The following is a 21,253-nucleotide window of genomic DNA, read 5'->3' as shown; positions in this document are numbered from 1 at the left end:
TCTAGAAGTTTATAGATAGAGAAAAAATGAAGGACTGGGTTCCAGGACTATTAAAATAATCCATACCTCGTCCATTGGAAGCTCCTGTTAGGTTAGTCTCGGGATCTACACCAACTACATCGGTTAGTAACCAAAGATTCCGTCCTGTAACCGAAAAAGTAACAGACTGTAATTTGGTGCTCTCGCGAAAAGCTTCTGAATTAAGTGAGTACCCCAATGTTACTTCACGCAAACGAGTCCAGCTCGCATCATAGACATGTTGCTCTTTCAGCGCACTAAAACCACTTCCTAAGGTGGTATAGTAGCTCTGGTCCAACAACACAGGTCCCGCTCCAAAATCTTCAATATTTCCGCGAACCGTGCTACCCGCAGCAATAATATCGCCACTATAATTTACCAGGTCCTGAGTCAGTGTTACCTCATTTCCATTATCTTCGTGAGTTCCGAAATTATACATTACACCACGGGTACCACTATAAAGATCATTACCCTGGGAAGTCTCAAAAAGTATATTCAATGATAAGTTTTTATACGAAGCATTAATACCTGCTCCTCCTCTCCAATCAGGATTTGGATCACCTATTACACCACTACTAGGGTCTATTGTAGGAAATCCATTTTCATCTAGAACTATAGAGCCATTATCATCTCTTGCATATTTCCCACCCCACAATACACCTACAGGATGCCCTTCTACCGCTTGGGAACTAACAAAATTTGGGATTCCAGCCAAATAAACCGATTCCGTACCCGCTAGGTCAAGAACTTCATTTCTATTTCTATTAAAATTTAAAAATGGTGAAATTTGTAAATCTTTATTACTTACTACATCAAAACTCAAATCTAACTCAATTCCCCTATTCTCAAGCTTTGCTGCATTCGTATACTTACTTACGAAGCCTATTGATGGTGCTAACGTGATTGGAACTAATAAGTCGTTTACCTGATTATAATAGTATGTAAAAGAAGTTTTGAGTTTATTATTAAAGAAACGAAGATCTGTTCCTACCTCAAATTCTGTTTTCCGCTCTGGTTTGAGTAAGGCATCACCCTGCTCTGGACTCTGGATAAATGCTCCATCGCCATATTGTGCTCCATCCAAAACATCTCCCCATGGGGAATTAGAAAAACTAGTTGCTACAAAGTCAGTTGCCGTTCGATAAGGCTGTGGCTGTACTCCAACTGTACCAAATGATGCACGTAATTTACCAAAAGACAGTATTCCCGAATTTTGCAAACCACCTAGGTTGGAAAACTGCCAAGCTATGTCAGCCGCTGGGTAATAAAATGTATTTTTAGTTTCTTCACCAAAAGTTGAAGAAGATTCACCTGCCAAAGAAAGGTTTAAGAATATAGACTCATAGGCCTCAAGATTTAAAGTGGCATAAGCTCTAGACGTACGGATTGTACTTCTGTAGTTAAATGGTGATTTATTTTCCGTTGCGGCATTGTCAAAACTATAAGGAGGGTTGGTTGTGACAAGAAAGCCAGTTATATCGGCTCCTAGATAGCTATATTTACGATCATTTATATTGAAACCCAATAATAGAGTGCTTGAAAAATCTTTGCTAATTTCTTTGGAAAATCGCCCAATTACGTCAAGGTTCAACTCTCTTTCTTGAGTAACTTGTTCTTTAAAATAACCGTTTCCTGCTCCTTGAACTTCGTTTGCAGGAAAAAAACTATCTCTTTGATCGGTGTAGTTATCAATTCCAACCCTAGCAGTAAGGTCAAACCAGTTAAATGGCATAATCTTAAGCTCTGAACTCATAATAATACGATTAACATTAGAAGTATTTTCTTGCTGGTACAATGGCCATAAAGGATTATTATAAATTGGAGTGGCAGTATTACCTAAATAACGACGATAAGATCGTTGCCTATTTTCAATAGGTGCCGCATTAGGTTCTGAATAGTAACTACCAATATAATCTGTTATATCAAAGTCTGGTGGGTTTCGTAAATAGGCCAATATTGTTCCAGAAGTGTTGTTCCCGCGTTGCACACGATCAGAGTTACTGCTAATATATGTAGCATTAGTGGTCATTTTCACCATATCGTTAAAACGCTTTTCAGTATTAAATCGAATTGTACTACGCTTATAATTGCTATTAGCCTTGTATATTCCATCTTGATTTAAGTGTCCTACACTAAAGTAAAAGGTAGAACTTTCGTTACCTCCACTTAAACTGACTGAATTATCCATCGTAAATCCATTAGAAAAAATCTGATCATAATTAGAGTCATCTAAAAAATCTTTCTGATTTTTTTCTAAAATTGGGTAATAACGGTTTCCTGTAATGTTACCCTCAAAGTATTCTCCAGAAGTATCAAGTACATCTGCAGTTCCTGAACGGTCGCTGATTTTATCTCCCCAAGACTGAGATGCTGTAGGGCTGTACATGCCATTAGAACCTTGTCCGTATTTATTCTGCTTGGGGTGAAATATGTTGATCTGGTCTACAGAATATGACGAACGAAAAGAAACTTTCATTTTCTCGCCGAAGCCTCCTTTTTTAGTAGTAATCATGATTACCCCATTGGCAGCTCGAGAACCCCAAAGTGCGGCAGCCGAAGCCCCTTTCAAAATTTGAACCGAAGCAATGTCATTTGGGTTAATGTCATTCATACGTGATTGTTGTACAACACCACCTGAGGTATTACCATCGGCATTAGGCGAATCATCCTGAGAGTTATTACTAATTGGAATACCGTCCACAATAACAAGTGGTTGGGAACTTCCGGTTATAGTATTTGCTCCGCGAATCTGGATAAATGACCCAGCTCCTGGATCGCCTGAGGATCTAGTAATGCTCACCCCAGCAGCACGTCCGGACATGCCATTTACAAGTTGTGCCTCCCCTGTTCGAGCAATAGATTCGCCTCCTACTTTGGAGCTAGTTGCACCCATCTGATCTGCATCTTCTTTAAAGCCCAAAGCTGTAACTACTACTTCGGATAAATTTTCCGCAGAAGTTTCTAAGCTTACATCAATAGTTAATTGATTATTTACTGAAACCTCTTTAGTTGCAAAGCCTAGAGAAGAAAAAATAAGAATACCATCATTTGGGCTCTTTATTTGATAGATACCATCAAAATCTGAGATAACACCTATAGTTGAATTCTTAATTATAACATCTACACCTGGAAGTGGTTGTCCATCTTCATCGGTAATATGGCCGGATATTTTAATTTCCTGTGCACTTACGGTTGAACAAATGCAGAAAAAAATAACCGACAACAGTAATTGTTGTTTCATAGAGTATCATTTTTTGGTTTGAGTAATTCGTAGGCAGTCAACTAGTTATTTATCCTGATTTTGGATCATAACTATTGGCTTACGTATTTGTAGGAAAGTAACCGGTTACTAACGGCAATCTGTACAATTGCACATTACCTGAGGTAATATTAAAAATAAATTGAATTAGATAAAAGAATCTCAAGTATTTAAGAAAAAAGAAGACAATATAACATATAGCGAATTACTGTGAATTTGGTAGAAAGCAGATACTTAAGAATAAAATAATGGTCATAATTGATAAATGAAAAAGAAATTTTTCATCATATAGATAGAAAAATTTGATATGGTGTTTTTTGCAATATCTTATTTTTCTTAAGAAGGATTTATCAAATAGTTAATTATCAGAACTGATTTTTTTATAAAAGAAAGTTGAAATAGAACCGATTTAGACTATATTATTTAGACTTTGTACAAATAGCTTGTCTTTTAGTCAAAAAAATGCTTTCTTAAAATAAAAGCATCTTATTCCATAATACTCTTTACTAGCATTCATAAGTGCCCCATTTATACTGCTATGAAAATGTTACCTTACTTTTTGTAGGAATACACATATTGCTTTAGTTCGTTCTTAAAGAAACTATTTCTCTAATTTGATAAATGGATATTTTATCTGATGGCTGAAGTATGATAATTTACAGTTATATTTTTTTGAAGGTGAAATTCAAGCATAATAGGTTTCTAAACAACTTTAATTAAAACTAACTGTAGACTCCAATAATTATATGGTGAGTATGGTTATGACGTAAAATATACTGTGATTCATTTTAATAATAGCCACCATAAACATTGTGGAGCTTAAACCATGTCCATGTGGTTGTTTTTAACCAAAAAAGAGCAACAGTTTTCTGTTGCTCTTATCAAAAAAACTAAACTAACTCAACAAACTTATTCATCCTACATGTATCTTATACCGATACATAATCAATCTTTCTGTTCTACCCTCTCCCGCCTTTAATTAAGTTTACTATTAAAAAACTGCTCTATTTAATACAAGTTTGCAAAAGAAAATAGCTTTATTAATTACTACACCATATAAATTCTCAATCTTGAGCAACTTTGCTCTATATTATGTTTGAAACCAAAGGATTAAAACATTTTTATTCATTACTTAGGGCAAATTCAATATCACATAGTATAAGGCCTTAGCTTTACCCTTAACAAACAGTCATTTGTGGTAATAAATAGATGCCGTCCATCATCACTGAATTCACAATTAGTAGCCTTTTTACCGGTTTTAATTGTTCCCAGATGTTCACCATTTGGGGAAAGTATCAATACCCCATCGTGGGCCACTATAAAAATATTCCCCTTTTTATCAATCGTTATTCCTCCCAAAGATTGATTATCTATAGTGGCTTTTCGCAATTTAGTTGCGTCAAAAAATATTCTTTTATTTTCTATAATACCATTCTTCACTATATCATAAGCAATGACTTTAGGTTGATTGTCTTCCGAATCTGCTATATATAAGATTTTGTTATCATTGGATAAGGCTATACCGTTTGGAGCTTTAAGAGATTTGTCCAAAAGACTCAGTTCTCCATCTTTTGAGAAAAAGTAGACTCCATTGAAGCCTATCTCACTTTTTTCTTTTGCCGAACCAAAAGAGAAGTCCGTAAAATACAGATTACCTTTCCTATCATAAATCAAATCATTGGGAGAATTAAATTTTTTTCCGTTATATCCGGTTATCAAAGGCTCAAACTTAGGGTTTGAGGAATCCTTTATACTTATAAGTCTACTAATTACATGATCTCCCTTTTTACTCAAGACCAAGTTTCCCTTTAAATCAAAAGTTAAACTCTTTGACCCCATCCCTTTGTAATCTCTTCCCTCATCCATATGTTCCGAGGGTTTCAGATAGAGGCTCAATCCATCCAAATCATTCCATTGGTAAATTTTGTTCTCTGGAACATCGGAGAAAAGAAGTTTTTGACCATTTGGCATCCAGACAGGCCCCTCTGCCCTATTAAAGCCTTCGGCTACCAAATCAATTCGTGCGTGTGCAGTAACAACAATATCCAATCCGGGATCAAGACGCTCTATAGAACCGTAACTCGGATATTTTTTAAGGGAATCTATTATTACCCCAAACCTATCCCTAATCCTTCTTTCATTTGGGGAAAGGTTGGCAGTAGTTAATATTTTTTTTTCAAAAACATCACTAGCCGTTTCATAAAACCTACCATCTCCATATAATTTATATTTATCGTTAAATACAAACTCTGCATCTGCAAACTGATCTTTGTCCCATCCCGGTTTAGGGTTGTAGCTCATATATATCCAATCCCTTCGATTTGATGGCCGTCCCTTCAAAACAGGAAGAAAACTTTGTCCATCAGTATGAAAATTTTTGGGTATAGGTACTTGTGCTACCTCTAGAATGGTGGGCAAGAAATCTATAGCATCAACGAATTCATTGGAAACTGAACCAGCAGCAATTTGCTCAGGCCAGTTTGCTATAAAAGGAACCTTTACTCCTGCTTCGGTAGTCAAACCTTTACCTCCTTGAATAGTTTTATTACCAATTTTGGAATAAATACTCTGAGGAGTACCATTATCTGAATAAAAGAGAATAAGAGTGTTTTCTCGTAAACCGTTCTTTTCTAAATTAGTAATAATATCACCGATAATTTTGTCCGCATATTCTACCATATCCTTGAAATACATGACGTTATCATCATGTCTTTTTGTTGGGTCCTTCCAATCTTCACTTTGCGGAGTTGGAGTAAAGGGGCCGTGTGTAAGTGCCATGGGATAATAAATGAAAAAAGGCTTGTTATGCGGCCTTCCCACATATTCATTTAAGTAAGCAGAAAAAATATCCGGACCATATTTTCCTTTAGTATCCGATAAAAATTTACCATTCTGGAAAATCGTTGGGTCCGCGTATCGAGATCCCTTATCCTCTGTATGAGAGGTATGCCACAAACTATATTCGTCAAAACCTGCCTTATCTACTTTCATACCTGTGCCTCGTCTGTATTCGCTACCAGGATATTCTGGGGGGTCATAGCTCTGTAATTGCCACTTACCTACAATACAAGTTGCATAACCTGCATCTTGCATTAAATGTCCAAATGTTTTTTCATTAGGATCAAGAATTCCGAAGGCCTCCCAATTACGGAAATTGTATTTTCCAGTCATTAGTTTTACTCTGGTGGGGGCACAAAGTGGTTGTGCATAAGCCTGATTGAACTGCATTCCTGATACCGCCATTTTATCTATATTCGGAGTGTTATACGAAGTTCCTCCGTAGTTACCAATACCTTCATAACCAAGATCATCCATCATGATAAGAATAATATTGGGACGATTTTTAGAAGGATTCTGGGCCACCAATTTTCCAAAGCAAGTACCCAAGAACAACCATATATATATAAAATAATTCGAACGAATTTTCATATTCATTTACTTTAGTGAACATTGTTTAATAGAATGTGAGATAGAGATTTAACACCTGCCTTTTTCCTTTCCTGACCAGCTGAATATCATAATAGATTTTAAGTTTTGGTATTCAGGGTATTTCAGCTCCATTTCTTATACAACAGGTGTTCTGATTAAGAATTTAACTCCTAAGTTAATTTTTAGAGCCTACCGATATCCATTATTAGTCGGGTCTGTATTTAATAGATTTGGATTCAATAAGATTTCGGTTAATGGAATAGGCAACTTTACATGGTGTGGCTGAATATTGTCCGCAGGGTTGTTCCAGCTTTTTTGTTCGGTAGATTTTACAACATCCAGCAAAATACCCCATCGAATTAAATCCATTTTTCGTTGACCTTCGGCAGAAAGCTCAAACTTACGTTCGTCGTACATGGATTCCCTAAATTCTAGCTGACTCATTCCTCCCCATGGCACGTCTGGATCAAAAGCTCGCTCACGCACCCTATTTACGTATTGGAAGGCATTGGCAGGACCATTGAGTTCATTTTCCGCCTCAGCAGCCATAAGATATACATCTGCCAATCGGAAAACCACATAATTTTCAGGATGATTGTTCCTTGGAGAAGAAACTATATTCAAGTTCCAGTTTTTCCTGAAATAAGGACTGTTAAGCTCAAAACCCAGATACTCCTTTACAACTGTTGCTTCGTAACGCAAATCTCCCTCTTCCCAATTATTTTGATCTGCCAATTCGGGCATTACGATAGCCCAACCAAAACCAGTCATATCTTCTCCATACTCGGCCATAACATCTTTAAATATTTCCCATCTTTGAGGAGTCCCTGGACCATCAGGACGTTGGGTTCTATCTTTCGGCTCATCTCTCAAACGTGGGTTATAATCATCGGTATGGAGAAAGCTACCCCCAGCACTTAATAACGGATCCTTTGTAAAATCAATAATAAAGATTTGCTCATCGTTGAATTGATTGGCTACTTCTGATTGATCAAAAACATCTGCATAATTATCCAACAACCGATGTGGGGAATTATTGATTACTTTTAGGCATTCTTCTTTGGCCAATGCCCATTCTCTATCATAAAGATGGAATTTAGCTTTTAACGTAGCTGCCGCCCATTTACTAGCCCTTCCCAAATCCTTACCGGAATAGGTACTTGGCAACAAGGCAAAAGCACGATTCAAGTCAGCCTTCATATCAGTACGAATCAGAGTTTTATCAGTTCGTTCCAACGTTCGTAATTCATCCAACGACAATAACTCCCTAAAGTAGGGTACGTCTCCCCAAAGATTGGTCAAATGATAATAAGCAAAGGCACGCATAAACAATGCCTCTCCAAGAGTTTGATCCCTTATCTTTTCACTCAATGCTTCATTTCCCTCTATATTGGCAATATCCAAATCGCTGTTCCTTACAATTTCATAAAGAGAAGCCCATACATCACCTAAATCATCTTGATCAGCAATAACACCCTCAGCAATAAGATAATTATATATTACTCCATTTATGTTCCTCCCAGGCCCAACTTCATCCGCTCCATATAAATTATAATTATCCAGGCCTCTTCGCCCGTACAATGCCTCATTATGCCATATTCGGTACAGTCCATTTACTGCCAACAATGCCTCCGCATCATTACTAAAAAAAGTATTTGTGGGTATTTTATCCCTTAAATCTTCTTCCAAAAAGTTTTCGCATCCCGAAAGAATCAAAAGCCCCATCCCTATTGAAAGGAAACCTATGATTTTTATTATATTTTTCATCTTGTGCTATTTAATTATTTTATTGAAGTTAGCTGTAATTCGTAATGATCATTATGTATGGCATATTTACGCCTTATCAATCTCATTTTTTTATTAAAAATTCATCTTTACACCTACAGTAATCGTCCTTGCATAGGGATATGATGGAAAGGCAAAACCCTGAGAAACAGAATCGAACCCACTACCTGCAGTAAAGTTGTTTACCTCTGGGTCACCCATCCTAAATTTAGAAAATAACAAAAGATTAGTGCCGGTTACATATACATTAAGACGGCTAAAAATATTATCTAAACGTGCATTCTCCAAAGGAATATCATATCCTAAGGAAACTGTTTTTAGTCTTAAATAAGAGCCATCCTCAATATTAACTGTACTGTTAGGATTATACAAACTGGTTGATGTACCGGCCCTTGGAATATCAGAGGTTTCATTTACCCCCTCTATATATCTTCCCAGTACGATTGGATCCAAATTATGATCGCCTCGTCCGTAAAAGGAAGATTGCGTTCTTATATTGAAAATATCACTTCCGTACTGTCCTTGGAAAAAAATATCCAAAGAAAGCCCGTTATAAGTAAAGGTATTTCTAATGCCTCCAAAGAAATCTGGTTGGGGGCTACCGGTGATTATATAGTCCTCTTGATTAATAGTGCCGTTGCCATCCACATCCCGGAACCTAGGACTGCCCAAAAACACTTGCCCTACAAGGTTGTCATCTACGATTTCTTGGGGATTCTTATAGGTTCCCAAATACTCGGCCCCTACAAATACTGGCATAGGCTGGCCTACAATAATACGACCAGAAGGGCCTCCGCGAGTTCCGGTAGCTTGAAGATTGATGTAGTCTTCATCACCAAGATCTAGAACTTCACTTTTATTGGTAGATAGAGTAACAGAAGTATCCCATTCAAAATTATTCTTACTTACATTCAGGGTGTTCAACGAAAATTCAAAACCTCTGTTTTGAACGGATCCTACATTTTTTAACTGTCGCTCTCCAGCAGTAGTAGGTAATGCAGAAAACAGTAAAAGATCTTCCGTCGTTTTCTGGTAATAGTCCGCCTCAAAAGTTACACGGTTACTCCACAATCCAAGTTCAAAACCAATGTCCAACTGTTTTGTCGTTTCCCACTTAAGTCCCTCAGAAGCTGGTGTTCCTAAAAGAACTGCTCCTACGAGATTCTCATTAAAATAGGTGTTCTGTGGATTCAATAAATTAAAAGAATTATACGGTGCGACTCCTTGTTCCCCAATAATTCCATAACTCCCCCTAAGTTTCAACAAACTAATGGATTCAGCATTTTTCATAAAACCCTCTCTATCCATATTCCATGCACCCCCAACAGAAGGGAAAAAGGCCCATTTATTCCCAGTTTCGAAAACTGAGGAACCATCTTTCCGACCTACTAGAGTAAGAATATATCGATCATCAAAATTATAACTAACACGTCCTAAAAAAGACGTTAAAGTTCTTTGAAGGTAATTGGAGCTAATATCATAGGTAGAGGCATTGGCGCCTGTTTGTAAAGAATTATATTTTACAGCATCATTAGGATACCCTTCCGCTATTGCATTGGCTCCTTCGGAAGTATCCTTTTGCCATGTAAATCCACCTAAAAACTTTAAGGAGTGTTTGCCAAAATTCTTATTGTACGTAAAAGTATTTTCGTTCAACAAACTTTGGCTTTGATTTTGGTTTACTTGAGCAAACCCACCAATGGCATTATCCGCTACCCTTGCCGGATCAAAGGCAGAGAGGTAGGAATTATTTTTAAAATAATTCAATTCAGCCCCAAAAGTCGTTTTAAACTTAAAATTTTTGAATATCTCGTATTCTAAATAAGTATTTGCCACCACATTAGTAACCAAATCGTGGTCATCTCTTAAATCAATGTCGGCAATAGGGTTACGTTGTGAATAACTGCTTATTGGGTTAGTACCTGTTAATTCTCCATTTTCATCATAGACTGTTCTTACAGGTAAAACACTATGTATTATTCCCTGAAAATCAACCTTGTTATTTTCCATTTTAAATCTAGAAAGATTTAACCTAACTCCGATTTTTAAATCATCAGATAAGTCTACATCTAAATTTGTTCGCATAGTTACTCTCTCCAAACCTGAACCCTTTAAGATTCCTTCCTGATTAAAATAGTTCATGGACATGTAATAGTTGGTCTTTTCCCCCCTACCTGCAATGGATAAATCCGTATTGCTTATAGTCCCCATTTGAGTTACAAGACCCAACCAATCTGTATTTGGAGTATTTTCCGAATTATAATACAAGGGCAAAGAAGTATCCCTCATTCCAATTGGCACGTTTACACCGTTTACATCTACACCTGGACCAGGGACAAATTGACCGGACTCGTTAATATAATCTACATAACCTTCACCATCAAGAAGATCAATCTTATTAGCCAATACCTGTGTAGCTTGATAATGATTAATAGAGATTACCGGTTTTCCTGCTGGCAATTTAGCACCACTTTTTGTGGTCACCAAAATAACTCCGGAAGCTCCTCTAGTACCATAAATGGCTAAAGCAGTAGCATCTTTGAGAATATCAACGGATTCAATATCATTCACATTGATGTTGTTCAAATTAAAATTATTCCCAGCAATAAATCCGTCAACTACGTATAAAGGATTATTATTTCCATTTATAGAATTCTGACCCCTAATTCTAATGGTGGAAGCAGCTCCAGGCGCTCCATTGTTTGAAGTTACATTTACCCCAGCAGCACGACCCTGCAGCGCTTGGTCCAATCGAGCTACCGGCTGATTTTCCAGAACGTCAGATTTTACTGAGGCTACAGCAGAAACCAGATCTTTCTTAGTAGACGTACCGTACCCAATTACAACTACTTCATCCAACTTTGCAGAGTCTTCAAAGAGGATTATCTGAATATCAGATCTCCCTTCAACCTGAACTTCCAATGTGGTAAAACCAATATAGGAAACAATCAATATAGCTTTCTCATCATCTACCGAAACAGAAAAATTACCATCAAAATCTGTGGTTGTACCATTTGCAGTGCCTTTTACAACAATACTGGCTCCTGGCAATGGTTGACCATTAATGTCGGTAACCGTTCCGGATACTACCATTTGCTGCGTGATTAAACTAGTTGAAACCTTTTGATTTAGAGCATTACCGGCACTCACACGCTGTTTAAGAAATATCTGTTTATCTACCACCCGATGAGTAGTTCTTGTTTTTGCGAAAATTCTAGTTAGAATCTGTGGTACCGTTTCTTGCTTTGCTTTTACACTTATTATTCTATTCAAATCAACGTCTTTGATTTGATACACAAAATGAAATTCGGTTTGGCTTTCAATTTCATCAATAAGCCTTATAACAGTGACATTGTTCAAATCTAGTGTAATCTTTGTCCCCTGCGAATACGATGTTTTGGCCTGCATGGTAAATAAGACCATAAACATGAATAACATACTGATTTTCATCTTCAAATTGAGTTTAAGCAATGGGCGTGACGTTCTCGAATGATCAAGAAATTTTTTCATACTTTTATAGTGTTTGATTGTGGTTATTCAATTTGGTTAATCACTTCTACCAATCGGGAAATGGTGACACATTTTCCGATTATTTTTAACCTATCTTAGATATAGGTTAAAAGCGAACAGAATAGCTCTCTTAATTCTTCATTAGCAGTATTTTTATAGTTTTTAATAATTTATTTTACAGTTATAGCATCATTCTCAATTACATAATCCATATTATATTGGCTCTTGAAATACTCCAATATTTTTTCGATTGGCATATCTCCAAAACTAGCATTGAAAGTTTCTGCAGACAATCTTGAATTCTGATTAATTATCTTAACATCGTAATGCCGTTCTAACTTTTTAAGAATATCTTCGAAACTCATATTTCTAAAGACTAATACTCCTTGAACCCAAGATGTATATATACTTGTTACAACCTTTTTAGTAGAAATATCACCTAGTTCATTATCATATCGGCCCTTGGTGCCAGGGGTTAGAACTGTTTCCTTACTTACATCTCCTACATTTATTTCTGAATACATACCAACAGAGCCCTCAACGAGAACTACTTCTTTCTGCACATCTTCAGGATATGCCGAAACATTAAACTTGGTACCATATACTTTAATCTTTAAATCTGCTGCATTTACTATAAAGGCTCGATTTTTATCCTCAGCTACATCCAAAAATGCCTCACCCTTCAAAAAAATTTTTCGTTCCTTTCCTTTTTGAAATTCTACGGGATATTTCAGCGATGACCCTGAGTTTAAATAAGCTACAGAACCGTCTGCTAATTTGAGCTCAAACTTTTTTCCATAAGGTACATTTAGTGTATTATATACTGGCTCACTTGTTTCGGCCCCATTATTAACTTCATATACCAATTGATTGCCGACTTGAGAGCCTACAACATTTCCATTTTTACCCAAAATCTGAGTCGTTCCGTCTTCTGAAATAACCTGAATATTTCCATCCTCACGTTCCAGAGTAATAAAGTTCTCTTCTGAAGAAAATTGGGTTCCGTTCTCATTCTCATAGACAAATTCCTTTACTAAATACCCTATAGTCATAGATAAAACGATTAGGGCCGCATACTTAAGAAAGTTGTTCGACTTCAACTTTTTTGGCTCTCTTTTATCGTTTCTCATTTTGTCCAGTAACAAGCGCTTTGACTTTTCAGTATCGTAGGTTTTCATTTTACTGTCAATTCTAAAGTTTAACTTTGCGTATTCATTAAAAAGTTGAATATTGGAAGGGTGTTGTAGCTCATTATCCAATTCGTCCAGTTCCGATTTCGAAATCGAATCTGTAACATATTTGATAATCAGTTTATGTAATTTCTTTGGTTTCATTCATTATGTAATTCACACTAACACGAACCCAAACTAAGAAACCCCTACTTTTTTCACATTTTTTTTTCATATTTGCTAAATATCAGAACCAAACCCACAACCAAACGAAAATATGAAGAGGCACTTTAATGATCAAGATATACTGATTAAAGGTTTAAAAAACGGTGATGAAATTGCATATGTTCATCTCATAGAACAGTATCACAATAGATTATGCAACTATGCTAACAGCTTGATTAAAGATGACCTAATAGCTGAGGATATTGTTCAAAATGTATTTGTTCAGATTTGGGAAAAACGTAAGAAGCTTAAACACGAACTATCCTTGGAAAGCTACCTATACAAATCAGTCCATAATAAGTTTATTGACGAATATAGAAAGGGAAAGGCCGTTATGGCTTTAGAAAAGAAATATATGACCGCCTTGGAACTTGCCATTGATGAAAAAGACGAGGTGCAAGAACAGAAGATACTTACTATCCTTTTCGACGCTATTCACCAATTGCCTCCAAAATGCAAACAAATTTTTCTGATGAGCAAAAAAGAAGGTCTTACCAATATTGAGATATCTCAATGTCTAAACCTCTCTAAGAAAACGGTAGAGAACCAAATAACGAAAGCTTTCCGCATTTTAAGAAATAAGATGGGAGAGAAATATCAAACTATATTGATGGTAATATTTCAGAATACCAGCAATCCAGTAAGCTAATTATTTCTAAACTTATCCTTCTCCGAATCAATCCTCAATAGAATTAAATTGTACAGCATTTCACGGAAGTTCAGTAAACATCTTTATGTTTTTCTCCGAGAAATAGCATTGTCACCGAGACTGTAAAAACATCTTATTATCATCATTAAAATATTCTTCAAGGACCTGTTTTATAGTTTTTAAAAATTAAAAAGTAAGTAGCAAATAAAGCATTAAATCTAAAAAGTAAAATTTATTTGACAGCGTAGATTTTTGATGTTATCTTTAGATAAATAATTAGTTAAACCAGAGTACACAGCGCGGTACACTGCTTTAAGACAAAACAGCGGGAAACCCTATGAATACGGCGTTTTTGACCGATTTCATAACCCGGAGGTCGGGGGATCGTGCCCCCCTCTCGCTACAAGGTTTAAAACCATCAAAAACAGCGGTTTGTGTACTCACAAGCCGTTTTTTTATGCCTTGTATTTTTAGTTTATTTAGAGCGTGTACAATACATAGGAAGTACCTAGTACAGGATTCGTTCTGTTTTTAGGTTAGTATTTGCTTTATAGACTTAAATAATACTTTTAATAAATTGGTTCACGGCCAAATTTTCTAAATGCAAAATTTAAAGACCCATTATCATCCGGATGTAGTTAGTTTAGAAGGCAAATCTATTGTCACGAGGCTGGCTACCAGAAGTATTGCCATGCAAGGTAATTGTATTCTATTGGTTTATACGGAGCGCTATGAAGATTATAGTCTGCCTGGTGGCGGCTTAGATAAAGGCGAGGATAAAATTGCCGGTATGACCAGAGAACTAATTGAAGAAACCGGAGCTCAAGATATCAGGAACGTTAAGCCTTTTGGCATCTATAAGGAATACAGGCCCTGGCACAAGCCCGATTTTGATGTGCAGCATATGATTTCGTACTGTTATACCTGCGAAGTGAACAAAGAACTTGGTACGACCAAGTTGGAAGCTTACGAAACAAAAAATGGTATGACCGCCAAATGGATTAATATTCATGAAGCCATAGCGCACAATAAAAGAACTATGGCCACGAGTACTAAAAAAGGAATGTCTATTGAGCGAGAGACTTTTTTGCTGGAGCTTTTGGCGGAAGGTTTGAGATAAAATGCATGCTATTAATCTTACTTATTAAAACACCATCAAAGTTTACTTTAAGCAACTCCCAGAAAGGTATATTTTCAAACTTTTCAAGCATTAAACATTTCTAAATTTTGGGTTTTCAGAAGCAGTTGATTTGAAGAATTCCACCTACCTTTTAAAAACAAAAAATTGATTTTTTTGTTGCCCAGACTTCTTTTGTCGCATGTTTTTTATTCTTAATTAAATATACTATTTTTCCTACTTTTAATCTAAGTAAAGTCAATTCTTAGAATATTACGGATTATTTTTTGTGATAAGTAATTGTGTTGCTAAATACTATACTATTTTTTTTTGCTAAAACTAAATTATGGTTACAGAACTTTTTGAGTATTATGAAGCAGAACTAACTTATTATTCTCAAGTTTCAAAAGAAAATAAAATAACTTCAACAATTGTACTTATAGTTGTATTTGTTTTATTCTTGCTTTGTCAGTACTTCGTTTTTTTTACCAATCAATATCTCTTCGAACTTTGGGGATTTGGTATTTTATTTGTAGGACTATTATTTATTCAGTTTTTAAATCTAAAAACTATTGAAAACAAATTTCCTGATATATACATATCTCAATGGAGGTGGGACTATAGAAAATTCAATGATTTAATTCTTGTAAAGTTGAGTAATAAATTGGAGGAGACTAATCCGAACTTAGATTTGTTACAAAACCAGATTGAAAAAAATATTAATAAGGAAAAAACGTCATTTATACTCCAAACATCAATATTTGCAGGCCTTTTCCTTCCTTTATGGAGTGCTTTCGTATCGCAAATTATGGAAATAGCTGCCGAGAACTTTTTAAATCTTTCAATTAAATTTACAATCTTTACGGTATTAATTTTTGGCTTGGCTATCACAGGCAATTATTTTAGTGATGTGCGCTATACTTTATTCACTGACTATAAAAAATGGAGTAAACTAAACGATTTAATAACAGAGTATAGACTACTCAAAAAAGTTTAATGACCCCATAACCAGTATTCATCACTAATTAAAGTGCCAACAGGTACTATCTTAAAATTATCAATCCCAGTTATATTTTACACTACCCCTCACCCATTACAGAAATCTGTAACAGTCTTTTTATATTTTTCAGTTTATTTGTCTGGTATACCATAGTATTTTGTAAATCATAAAGCTCTCTTTTTTTAAAAGTATATTGAGAAAAGAGACTGATAAATTTAAAAAGTAATCCTATTTTTATGGAATAGATTTATCTTACAACTACAGTATTTTTCACTGTACCAAACCAATCGAACAAATGGCTAATACTAAAGCTGCCAAAGCAGATATTGATTTTGAAAAAGAATTATGGGATGCCGCGAACGAATTACGAGGCGCCGTTTCCGAAAATAATTATAAAAATTACATTTTACCTTTGGTGTTTTTAAAGCACCTTAGTGAACGTTTTGAAATTGTTCAAGAAGAACTTACCCATGTTCTAAATGACCCCGCCTCAGAATACTATACCGCAGATAAAGCGGAAAAGGAATATGTACTCTCAGATGCTGATGAATATAAGTCTCGCAACACTTTTGTAATACCTCATGAAGCCTCATGGCAGTATTTTAAAGACAATGCGGAGCAGGATAATATCAAGGTGATTATTGACGATGCTTTTGATGTCATTCAAGAACTTTTAACCGCCTATAATCCGCAGCTAAATAACCTTTTACCTAGAATATTTGTAAAAAGCGAATTGTCTGCTAAGCAAACAGGCGGTATCATAAACCTACTCTCACACCCTAAGTTCTCTGAAAAAGAAAACCCTGAAAGTGACATACTCGGTCGCATATATGAATACTACATTGGCCGTTTTGCAATGGCCGAAGGTTCTGGCGCAGGACAGTTCTTTACGCCTGGTAGTATTGTTCGTCTATTGGTAGAAATTCTAGAACCCTACAAAGGTAGAATCTTTGATCCTGCCTGTGGTAGTGGCGGTATGTTCGTTCAGAGCTTAAAATTTATTAAAGAACACGGCGGTAATAAAAGTGATATTTCTATCTACGGACAAGAAATGACGTCACAAACCATACGTTTGTGTCTAATGAACCTTTTATTACGTGACCTCTCTTTTGATATTAAACTGGGGAACTCGCTGCTAGATGATAAATTCCCTAGTCTAAAGGCCGATTATGTAATTGCCAACCCTCCTTTTAATGTAAGCAATTGGCACTCTGAGGATTTACCTGAAAACGACCCAAGACTTTTTGGTCCTCGTGAAGAGTTCACTACAGATGGCAGCGCTAATTATATGTGGATGCAAACTTTCTGGAACCACCTTAGTGATACCGGTACCGCAGGTATTGTAATGGCAAATGGAGCCATGACATCTAACACCAAAGGCGAAAAGAATGTACGCCAGTATATGGTAGATGAAGGCATGATTGATTGTATAGTTCGTATGCCGGACAAGCTCTTTTTGACTACAGGAATTCCCGCCTGTTTGTTTATTCTCAGTAAAAACAGAGATGGCAAAGATGGTGAACACCGTGAGCGCACGAATGAAATTCTCTTTTTGGATGTCGCCAAAATGGGTACCATGGCGAGCCGTAAACTACGAATTTTCGAAGATGCCGATATTGACAAAATAGCGGACACCTACCACAACTGGAGAACTGTTGGAAAAACCTACGAAGACGTTGACGGCTTTTGCAAAGCTGCCACTTTAGAAGATGTACAGAAACAAGACTATAAGCTTACCCCTGGAATATACGTAGGCACGGAAGCGGAAGAAGATGATGGTATTCCCTTTGAAGAAAAGAAGGAGAGTTTAAAGTCTACTTTGTTGGAACAGTTTGAAAAGGGAGAAACTTTAAAAAAGCAAATACTGGCAAATTTTAATAAGTTCTGATGGCAACAGTTACAATGAATAGCGCCGCAAAAAATTATAGAACAGTAATTGGGCTTTCTCCAAAAAACTATGATCTCGCAATTGTCTCCATTAATAATAAAGGTACATCAGGCGCATTGAACAAATATGTTCAAGAAGAATTTAATTACAAAATTTTTGGTATTGATAAAAAGAGTTTAAAAAAAGGGTTTTACTTACAACGAACAACTGAGAAGAAGTCCATTTTGTATATCGTCACAGTTGATAATAATGAAACTGATAATAATTTAAAACGAAATTTAGCCAATGCTCTTTTAGAAAATCAAGAATTCTTAGTGTCCAAAAGTATTTGGCTTCCCTTAATGGGCACAGGCTCAGGTGGCCTTAGTTTTATTGAAAGTTATAAAATTACAATAGATGTTATTACGAAATTCGCAAGTCTCTTTTTTACAATAGCTATACCTGATGATAATAGAGGTAGAAATTTTTATAGTCAATTTAGTAGTGAAATGGACTCCGTTAAAGCTGAAGATGAGAACAGTAACAAAAACCCAATTGAAAAGAATTATTTTTTAGCAGGACATATTTGGAGTGGTGAAGATCAGATTGAACGCTTTATTTCTAATAATATTTGGGTAAATGGCCACGACACAAATGATACCCGAGCTGTTAACTCAGTGAAGAAAGGAGATTTAGTTATACTAAAATCAACTTATGCTAACAAAAGTGTTAGCTATCTAAGAATAAAAGCAACTGGTATTGTTACTCGCAATCTAGAAGACGGACATAAACTAGAAATATCCTGGGATAACGTATTAAAAGAACCCATCGACATCCCAGGATTAGGCAAGTACAGAAGAACCTTCGCGAGATTAATGCCCGATGATATTAATATAGTTTTAGAAAAAATACAAGGCCAAAAGTCATTTCTAAAAAGAAAGACGAGTGTTGACGAAAATATAGAGAACGTTGTAAACTCTACAACAATTGCCGGCCTAATTAGCGATGTTGATTCTGGTGCAGATTATTTAGATATTGACAAAGATATAAATGCTTTTGCCCGTGTAATTTCTGCTAAAAGTTTTAATCCTCCCTTAGCTATTGCATTGTTAGGCAAATGGGGTTCTGGAAAAAGCTTTTTTATGCGAAAACTTAAAGAGCGAATTCAAGTACTTTCACAAAATTCTTCAACTCAAAATATTTACTGCAATGGTATAGCGCATGTACACTTTAATGCATGGTCTTATATGGATTCTAACTTGTGGGCTGGAATTATCACTAGAATTTTTGAAGGTTTACAAGAATACATATGCAACGACTCATTAGCTAGTAAAAACATAAAAGAAATAGAGGAAGCTTTAACGAAAAAGCTAAATATTGCGCAGAATGAGCTAATAGATTTAGCAAATCAAAAACAGGCAATAGATAAAAGAATATTAAACTTAAAATCTCAAAAAAAGAGTACAAAACATGCTCTTAACGAGAAAATTAAAGAGATAAAAACAAGCTCGATAAAAGATGTTCTAAATAATTTGAATTCTGAATTCCAAATCGAAACAAAAGTTGCGAAGACCTTGTTAGAGAACAAATCATTTAATCAATCAAGCGATAGATTCAATGAGATAGTTCCTCGTGAATATTGGCAGGACCCAACAGAATTGTATAAAAGAATAAAATCGAAATATACATTTTTAAAAACGTTTTTTAAAGGGGCAAATTGGCAAAAAAGTTTAGGTTGGTTTTGCATTATAATAATTGTCATAATTTCCATGAAGGGTATTATGTTTTTACTTATTCCATATACTGGAATAATCAATTTCACTTTTCCCTCTAAACTATGGTACTTCATTTCTATTAGTGCAGCTTTTATTTTTAGAACTTATAAAACAGTAAAACATTTACAGCCTTTAATATCCACTTTTTGGAAGATTAAAGAAGATTATGAATTAGATAAAAAAAATGCACTTTTTAAATTTAAGCAACTTGAAAAAGCATGGAAGCTTGAAATTGAAAACTATCAAACCGAAATAACTACTATAAATGAACAAATCAATCAAGCTAAAGAGTTTAAATCTGAGATTGAGTATAGATTAGAAAATACGCTTACTACAGAAGCTTTATATAAGTTTATTGAAAAAAGATCTACAAGTGATGATTACCAAAAACACTTAGGTATTGTTTCTGTAATTAGAAAAGATTTTGAAATTCTTAGTGAATTGTTTGTAGCACATAATCTAGAGGCAGATAAACAAAAAGAATCTGAAGAATTCAAAAAAAGGTTTGCTTCACCATTACAGCGCATTATTCTGTATATAGATGATTTAGACCGATGTTCTGAAGAAAGAGTTGTGCAAGTTCTTGAAGCTGTTAATTTATTGATGGCGTATCCTTTATTTATAGTCGTGGTAGGGGTTGACCCAAGATGGGTAAAAAACGCCCTAATTAAAAAACATCAATTTCAGTTAAGTAGTGATGGTAATAGTCAATACGATGCGTTAGAAATGACTGCGCCATCTAACTATCTAGAAAAAATTTTTCAAATCCCTTTTAACCTAAAGGCTGCTACGGAAACTAATGTCAAACATATGTTAAAAACTTTGGCCGAATCACTGCCAGAGATAGAAAGTATAAATTCTAAACTTTTATTAAATGAAGAAAGGGCATTAGCTGATACTTTTGATAAAGTAGATGAAAAATTCAAAAAAAATCAAGACATCGCCGAACAACAGCCAAAAGAAGAACTTAACGCCCCACAAACCAAAAATATCGAATCGCTCAAATTTACAGAACAAGAAATCCAATTAATTCAAGATATGTCTGAGGTTCTAGGTAAAAGCCCCCGCACTCTTAAGCGTTTTATCAACATTTATAGAATTATCAAAGCTCATGAAGATTTTACATACATAATGAAGGAAGAAGATGGTGAAATTCTAGCTGTTATGTTTTTAATAGCCTTACCTATAGGGAAGTACAAAAAAATTAATAGTTCTTTTAATAAATTCATTAAAGATTTGAATGATTATTCTATGCTTTCTCATTTTTTATCTTGTAGACTTTCGGACATTGAACCAATTAAGGAATGCTCTATAACTGACGATCATGAAATGAGGATTAACCTATATGAAAAATTAACAAAACAAGATAGTGTCCTATTAGTACAACCTAGAAAAGTATTTCTTAAACATCATCAATTTATTAAACGTTTTACTTTTAACTTAAACTAAT

General features: G+C 35.3%; 10 protein-coding genes. 5 read left to right on the top strand and 5 right to left on the bottom strand.

The features are described from left to right. Nucleotide 1: 1 nt before the first annotated feature. The 5 genes from KO521_RS03775 to KO521_RS03755 all read right to left on the bottom strand — a co-directional run bounded on the left by KO521_RS03775 (nt 2) and on the right by KO521_RS03755 (nt 13,335). Nucleotides 2-3,259 carry a SusC/RagA family TonB-linked outer membrane protein gene (locus KO521_RS03775; protein ID WP_215938551.1) on the bottom strand — a complete coding sequence of 1,086 codons (3,258 nt, stop codon included), beginning with the start codon at nt 3,257-3,259 and terminating at the stop codon, nt 2-4. Between the two features lie 1,167 nt (nt 3,260-4,426). After that, on the bottom strand, nt 4,427-6,706 hold the full coding sequence (locus KO521_RS03770; protein WP_215938550.1) for a sulfatase-like hydrolase/transferase: 2,280 nt from the start codon (nt 6,704-6,706) through the stop codon (nt 4,427-4,429). A gap of 189 nt (nt 6,707-6,895) precedes the next feature. Beyond that, the gene (locus KO521_RS03765) at nt 6,896-8,473 is read right to left on the bottom strand and encodes a RagB/SusD family nutrient uptake outer membrane protein (protein ID WP_215938549.1); all 1,578 of its coding nucleotides are present in this window, start codon (nt 8,471-8,473) and stop codon (nt 6,896-6,898) included. 93 nt (nt 8,474-8,566) lie between these two features. Beyond that, complete coding sequence (locus KO521_RS03760) at nt 8,567-12,001, bottom strand: SusC/RagA family TonB-linked outer membrane protein (protein WP_215938548.1); 3,435 nt, start codon at nt 11,999-12,001, stop codon at nt 8,567-8,569. Between the two features lie 170 nt (nt 12,002-12,171). Beyond that, nucleotides 12,172-13,335 carry a FecR family protein gene (locus tag KO521_RS03755; RefSeq protein ID WP_215938547.1) on the bottom strand — a complete coding sequence of 388 codons (1,164 nt, stop codon included), beginning with the start codon at nt 13,333-13,335 and terminating at the stop codon, nt 12,172-12,174. A 112-nt stretch (nt 13,336-13,447) separates the two neighbouring features. Between KO521_RS03755 and KO521_RS03750 the strand changes: the two genes are divergently transcribed. The 5 genes from KO521_RS03750 (at nt 13,448) to KO521_RS03730 (ending at nt 21,252) form a co-directional block, all read left to right on the top strand. After that, nucleotides 13,448-14,044 (top strand): RNA polymerase sigma factor, encoded by a 597-nt coding sequence (locus KO521_RS03750; protein ID WP_215938546.1) that lies wholly within the window; start codon nt 13,448-13,450, stop codon nt 14,042-14,044. Between the two features lie 601 nt (nt 14,045-14,645). Next, nucleotides 14,646-15,164, top strand: coding sequence for an NUDIX domain-containing protein (locus KO521_RS03745; RefSeq protein WP_215938545.1), 519 nt, complete (start codon nt 14,646-14,648; stop codon nt 15,162-15,164). Between the two features lie 343 nt (nt 15,165-15,507). Then, nucleotides 15,508-16,158 carry a hypothetical protein gene (locus tag KO521_RS03740; protein ID WP_215938544.1) on the top strand — a complete coding sequence of 217 codons (651 nt, stop codon included), beginning with the start codon at nt 15,508-15,510 and terminating at the stop codon, nt 16,156-16,158. A gap of 298 nt (nt 16,159-16,456) precedes the next feature. After that, on the top strand, nt 16,457-18,049 hold the full coding sequence (locus KO521_RS03735) for a type I restriction-modification system subunit M (RefSeq protein WP_215938543.1): 1,593 nt from the start codon (nt 16,457-16,459) through the stop codon (nt 18,047-18,049). After that, nucleotides 18,049-21,252, top strand: coding sequence for a P-loop NTPase fold protein (locus KO521_RS03730; protein WP_215938542.1), 3,204 nt, complete (start codon nt 18,049-18,051; stop codon nt 21,250-21,252). Before KO521_RS03735 ends, KO521_RS03730 begins: the two co-directional genes overlap by 1 nt. Nucleotide 21,253 lies beyond the last annotated feature (1 nt).

It is taken from the genome of Zobellia uliginosa (genome assembly GCF_018860745.1).
Taxonomy (GTDB): Bacteria; Bacteroidota; Bacteroidia; order Flavobacteriales; family Flavobacteriaceae; genus Zobellia; species Zobellia uliginosa_B.
Note: the sequence above shows the minus strand (reverse complement) of the source record. Positions and strands in the feature narration are given on the sequence as shown.

What these genes read in the sequence shown, in the direction of transcription:
- KO521_RS03775 (WP_215938551.1), bottom strand. Translation starts at nt 3,259, where the DNA reads ATGAAACAACAATTACTGTTGTCGGTTATTTTTTTCTGCATTTGTTCA.
- KO521_RS03770 (WP_215938550.1), bottom strand. Translation starts at nt 6,706, where the DNA reads ATGAAAATTCGTTCGAATTATTTTATATATATATGGTTGTTCTTGGGT.
- KO521_RS03765 (WP_215938549.1), bottom strand. Translation starts at nt 8,473, where the DNA reads ATGAAAAATATAATAAAAATCATAGGTTTCCTTTCAATAGGGATGGGG.
- KO521_RS03760 (WP_215938548.1), bottom strand. Translation starts at nt 12,001, where the DNA reads ATGAAAAAATTTCTTGATCATTCGAGAACGTCACGCCCATTGCTTAAA.
- KO521_RS03755 (WP_215938547.1), bottom strand. Translation starts at nt 13,335, where the DNA reads ATGAAACCAAAGAAATTACATAAACTGATTATCAAATATGTTACAGAT.
- KO521_RS03750 (WP_215938546.1), top strand. Translation starts at nt 13,448, where the DNA reads ATGAAGAGGCACTTTAATGATCAAGATATACTGATTAAAGGTTTAAAA.
- KO521_RS03745 (WP_215938545.1), top strand. Translation starts at nt 14,646, where the DNA reads ATGCAAAATTTAAAGACCCATTATCATCCGGATGTAGTTAGTTTAGAA.
- KO521_RS03740 (WP_215938544.1), top strand. Translation starts at nt 15,508, where the DNA reads ATGGTTACAGAACTTTTTGAGTATTATGAAGCAGAACTAACTTATTAT.
- KO521_RS03735 (WP_215938543.1), top strand. Translation starts at nt 16,457, where the DNA reads ATGGCTAATACTAAAGCTGCCAAAGCAGATATTGATTTTGAAAAAGAA.
- KO521_RS03730 (WP_215938542.1), top strand. Translation starts at nt 18,049, where the DNA reads ATGGCAACAGTTACAATGAATAGCGCCGCAAAAAATTATAGAACAGTA.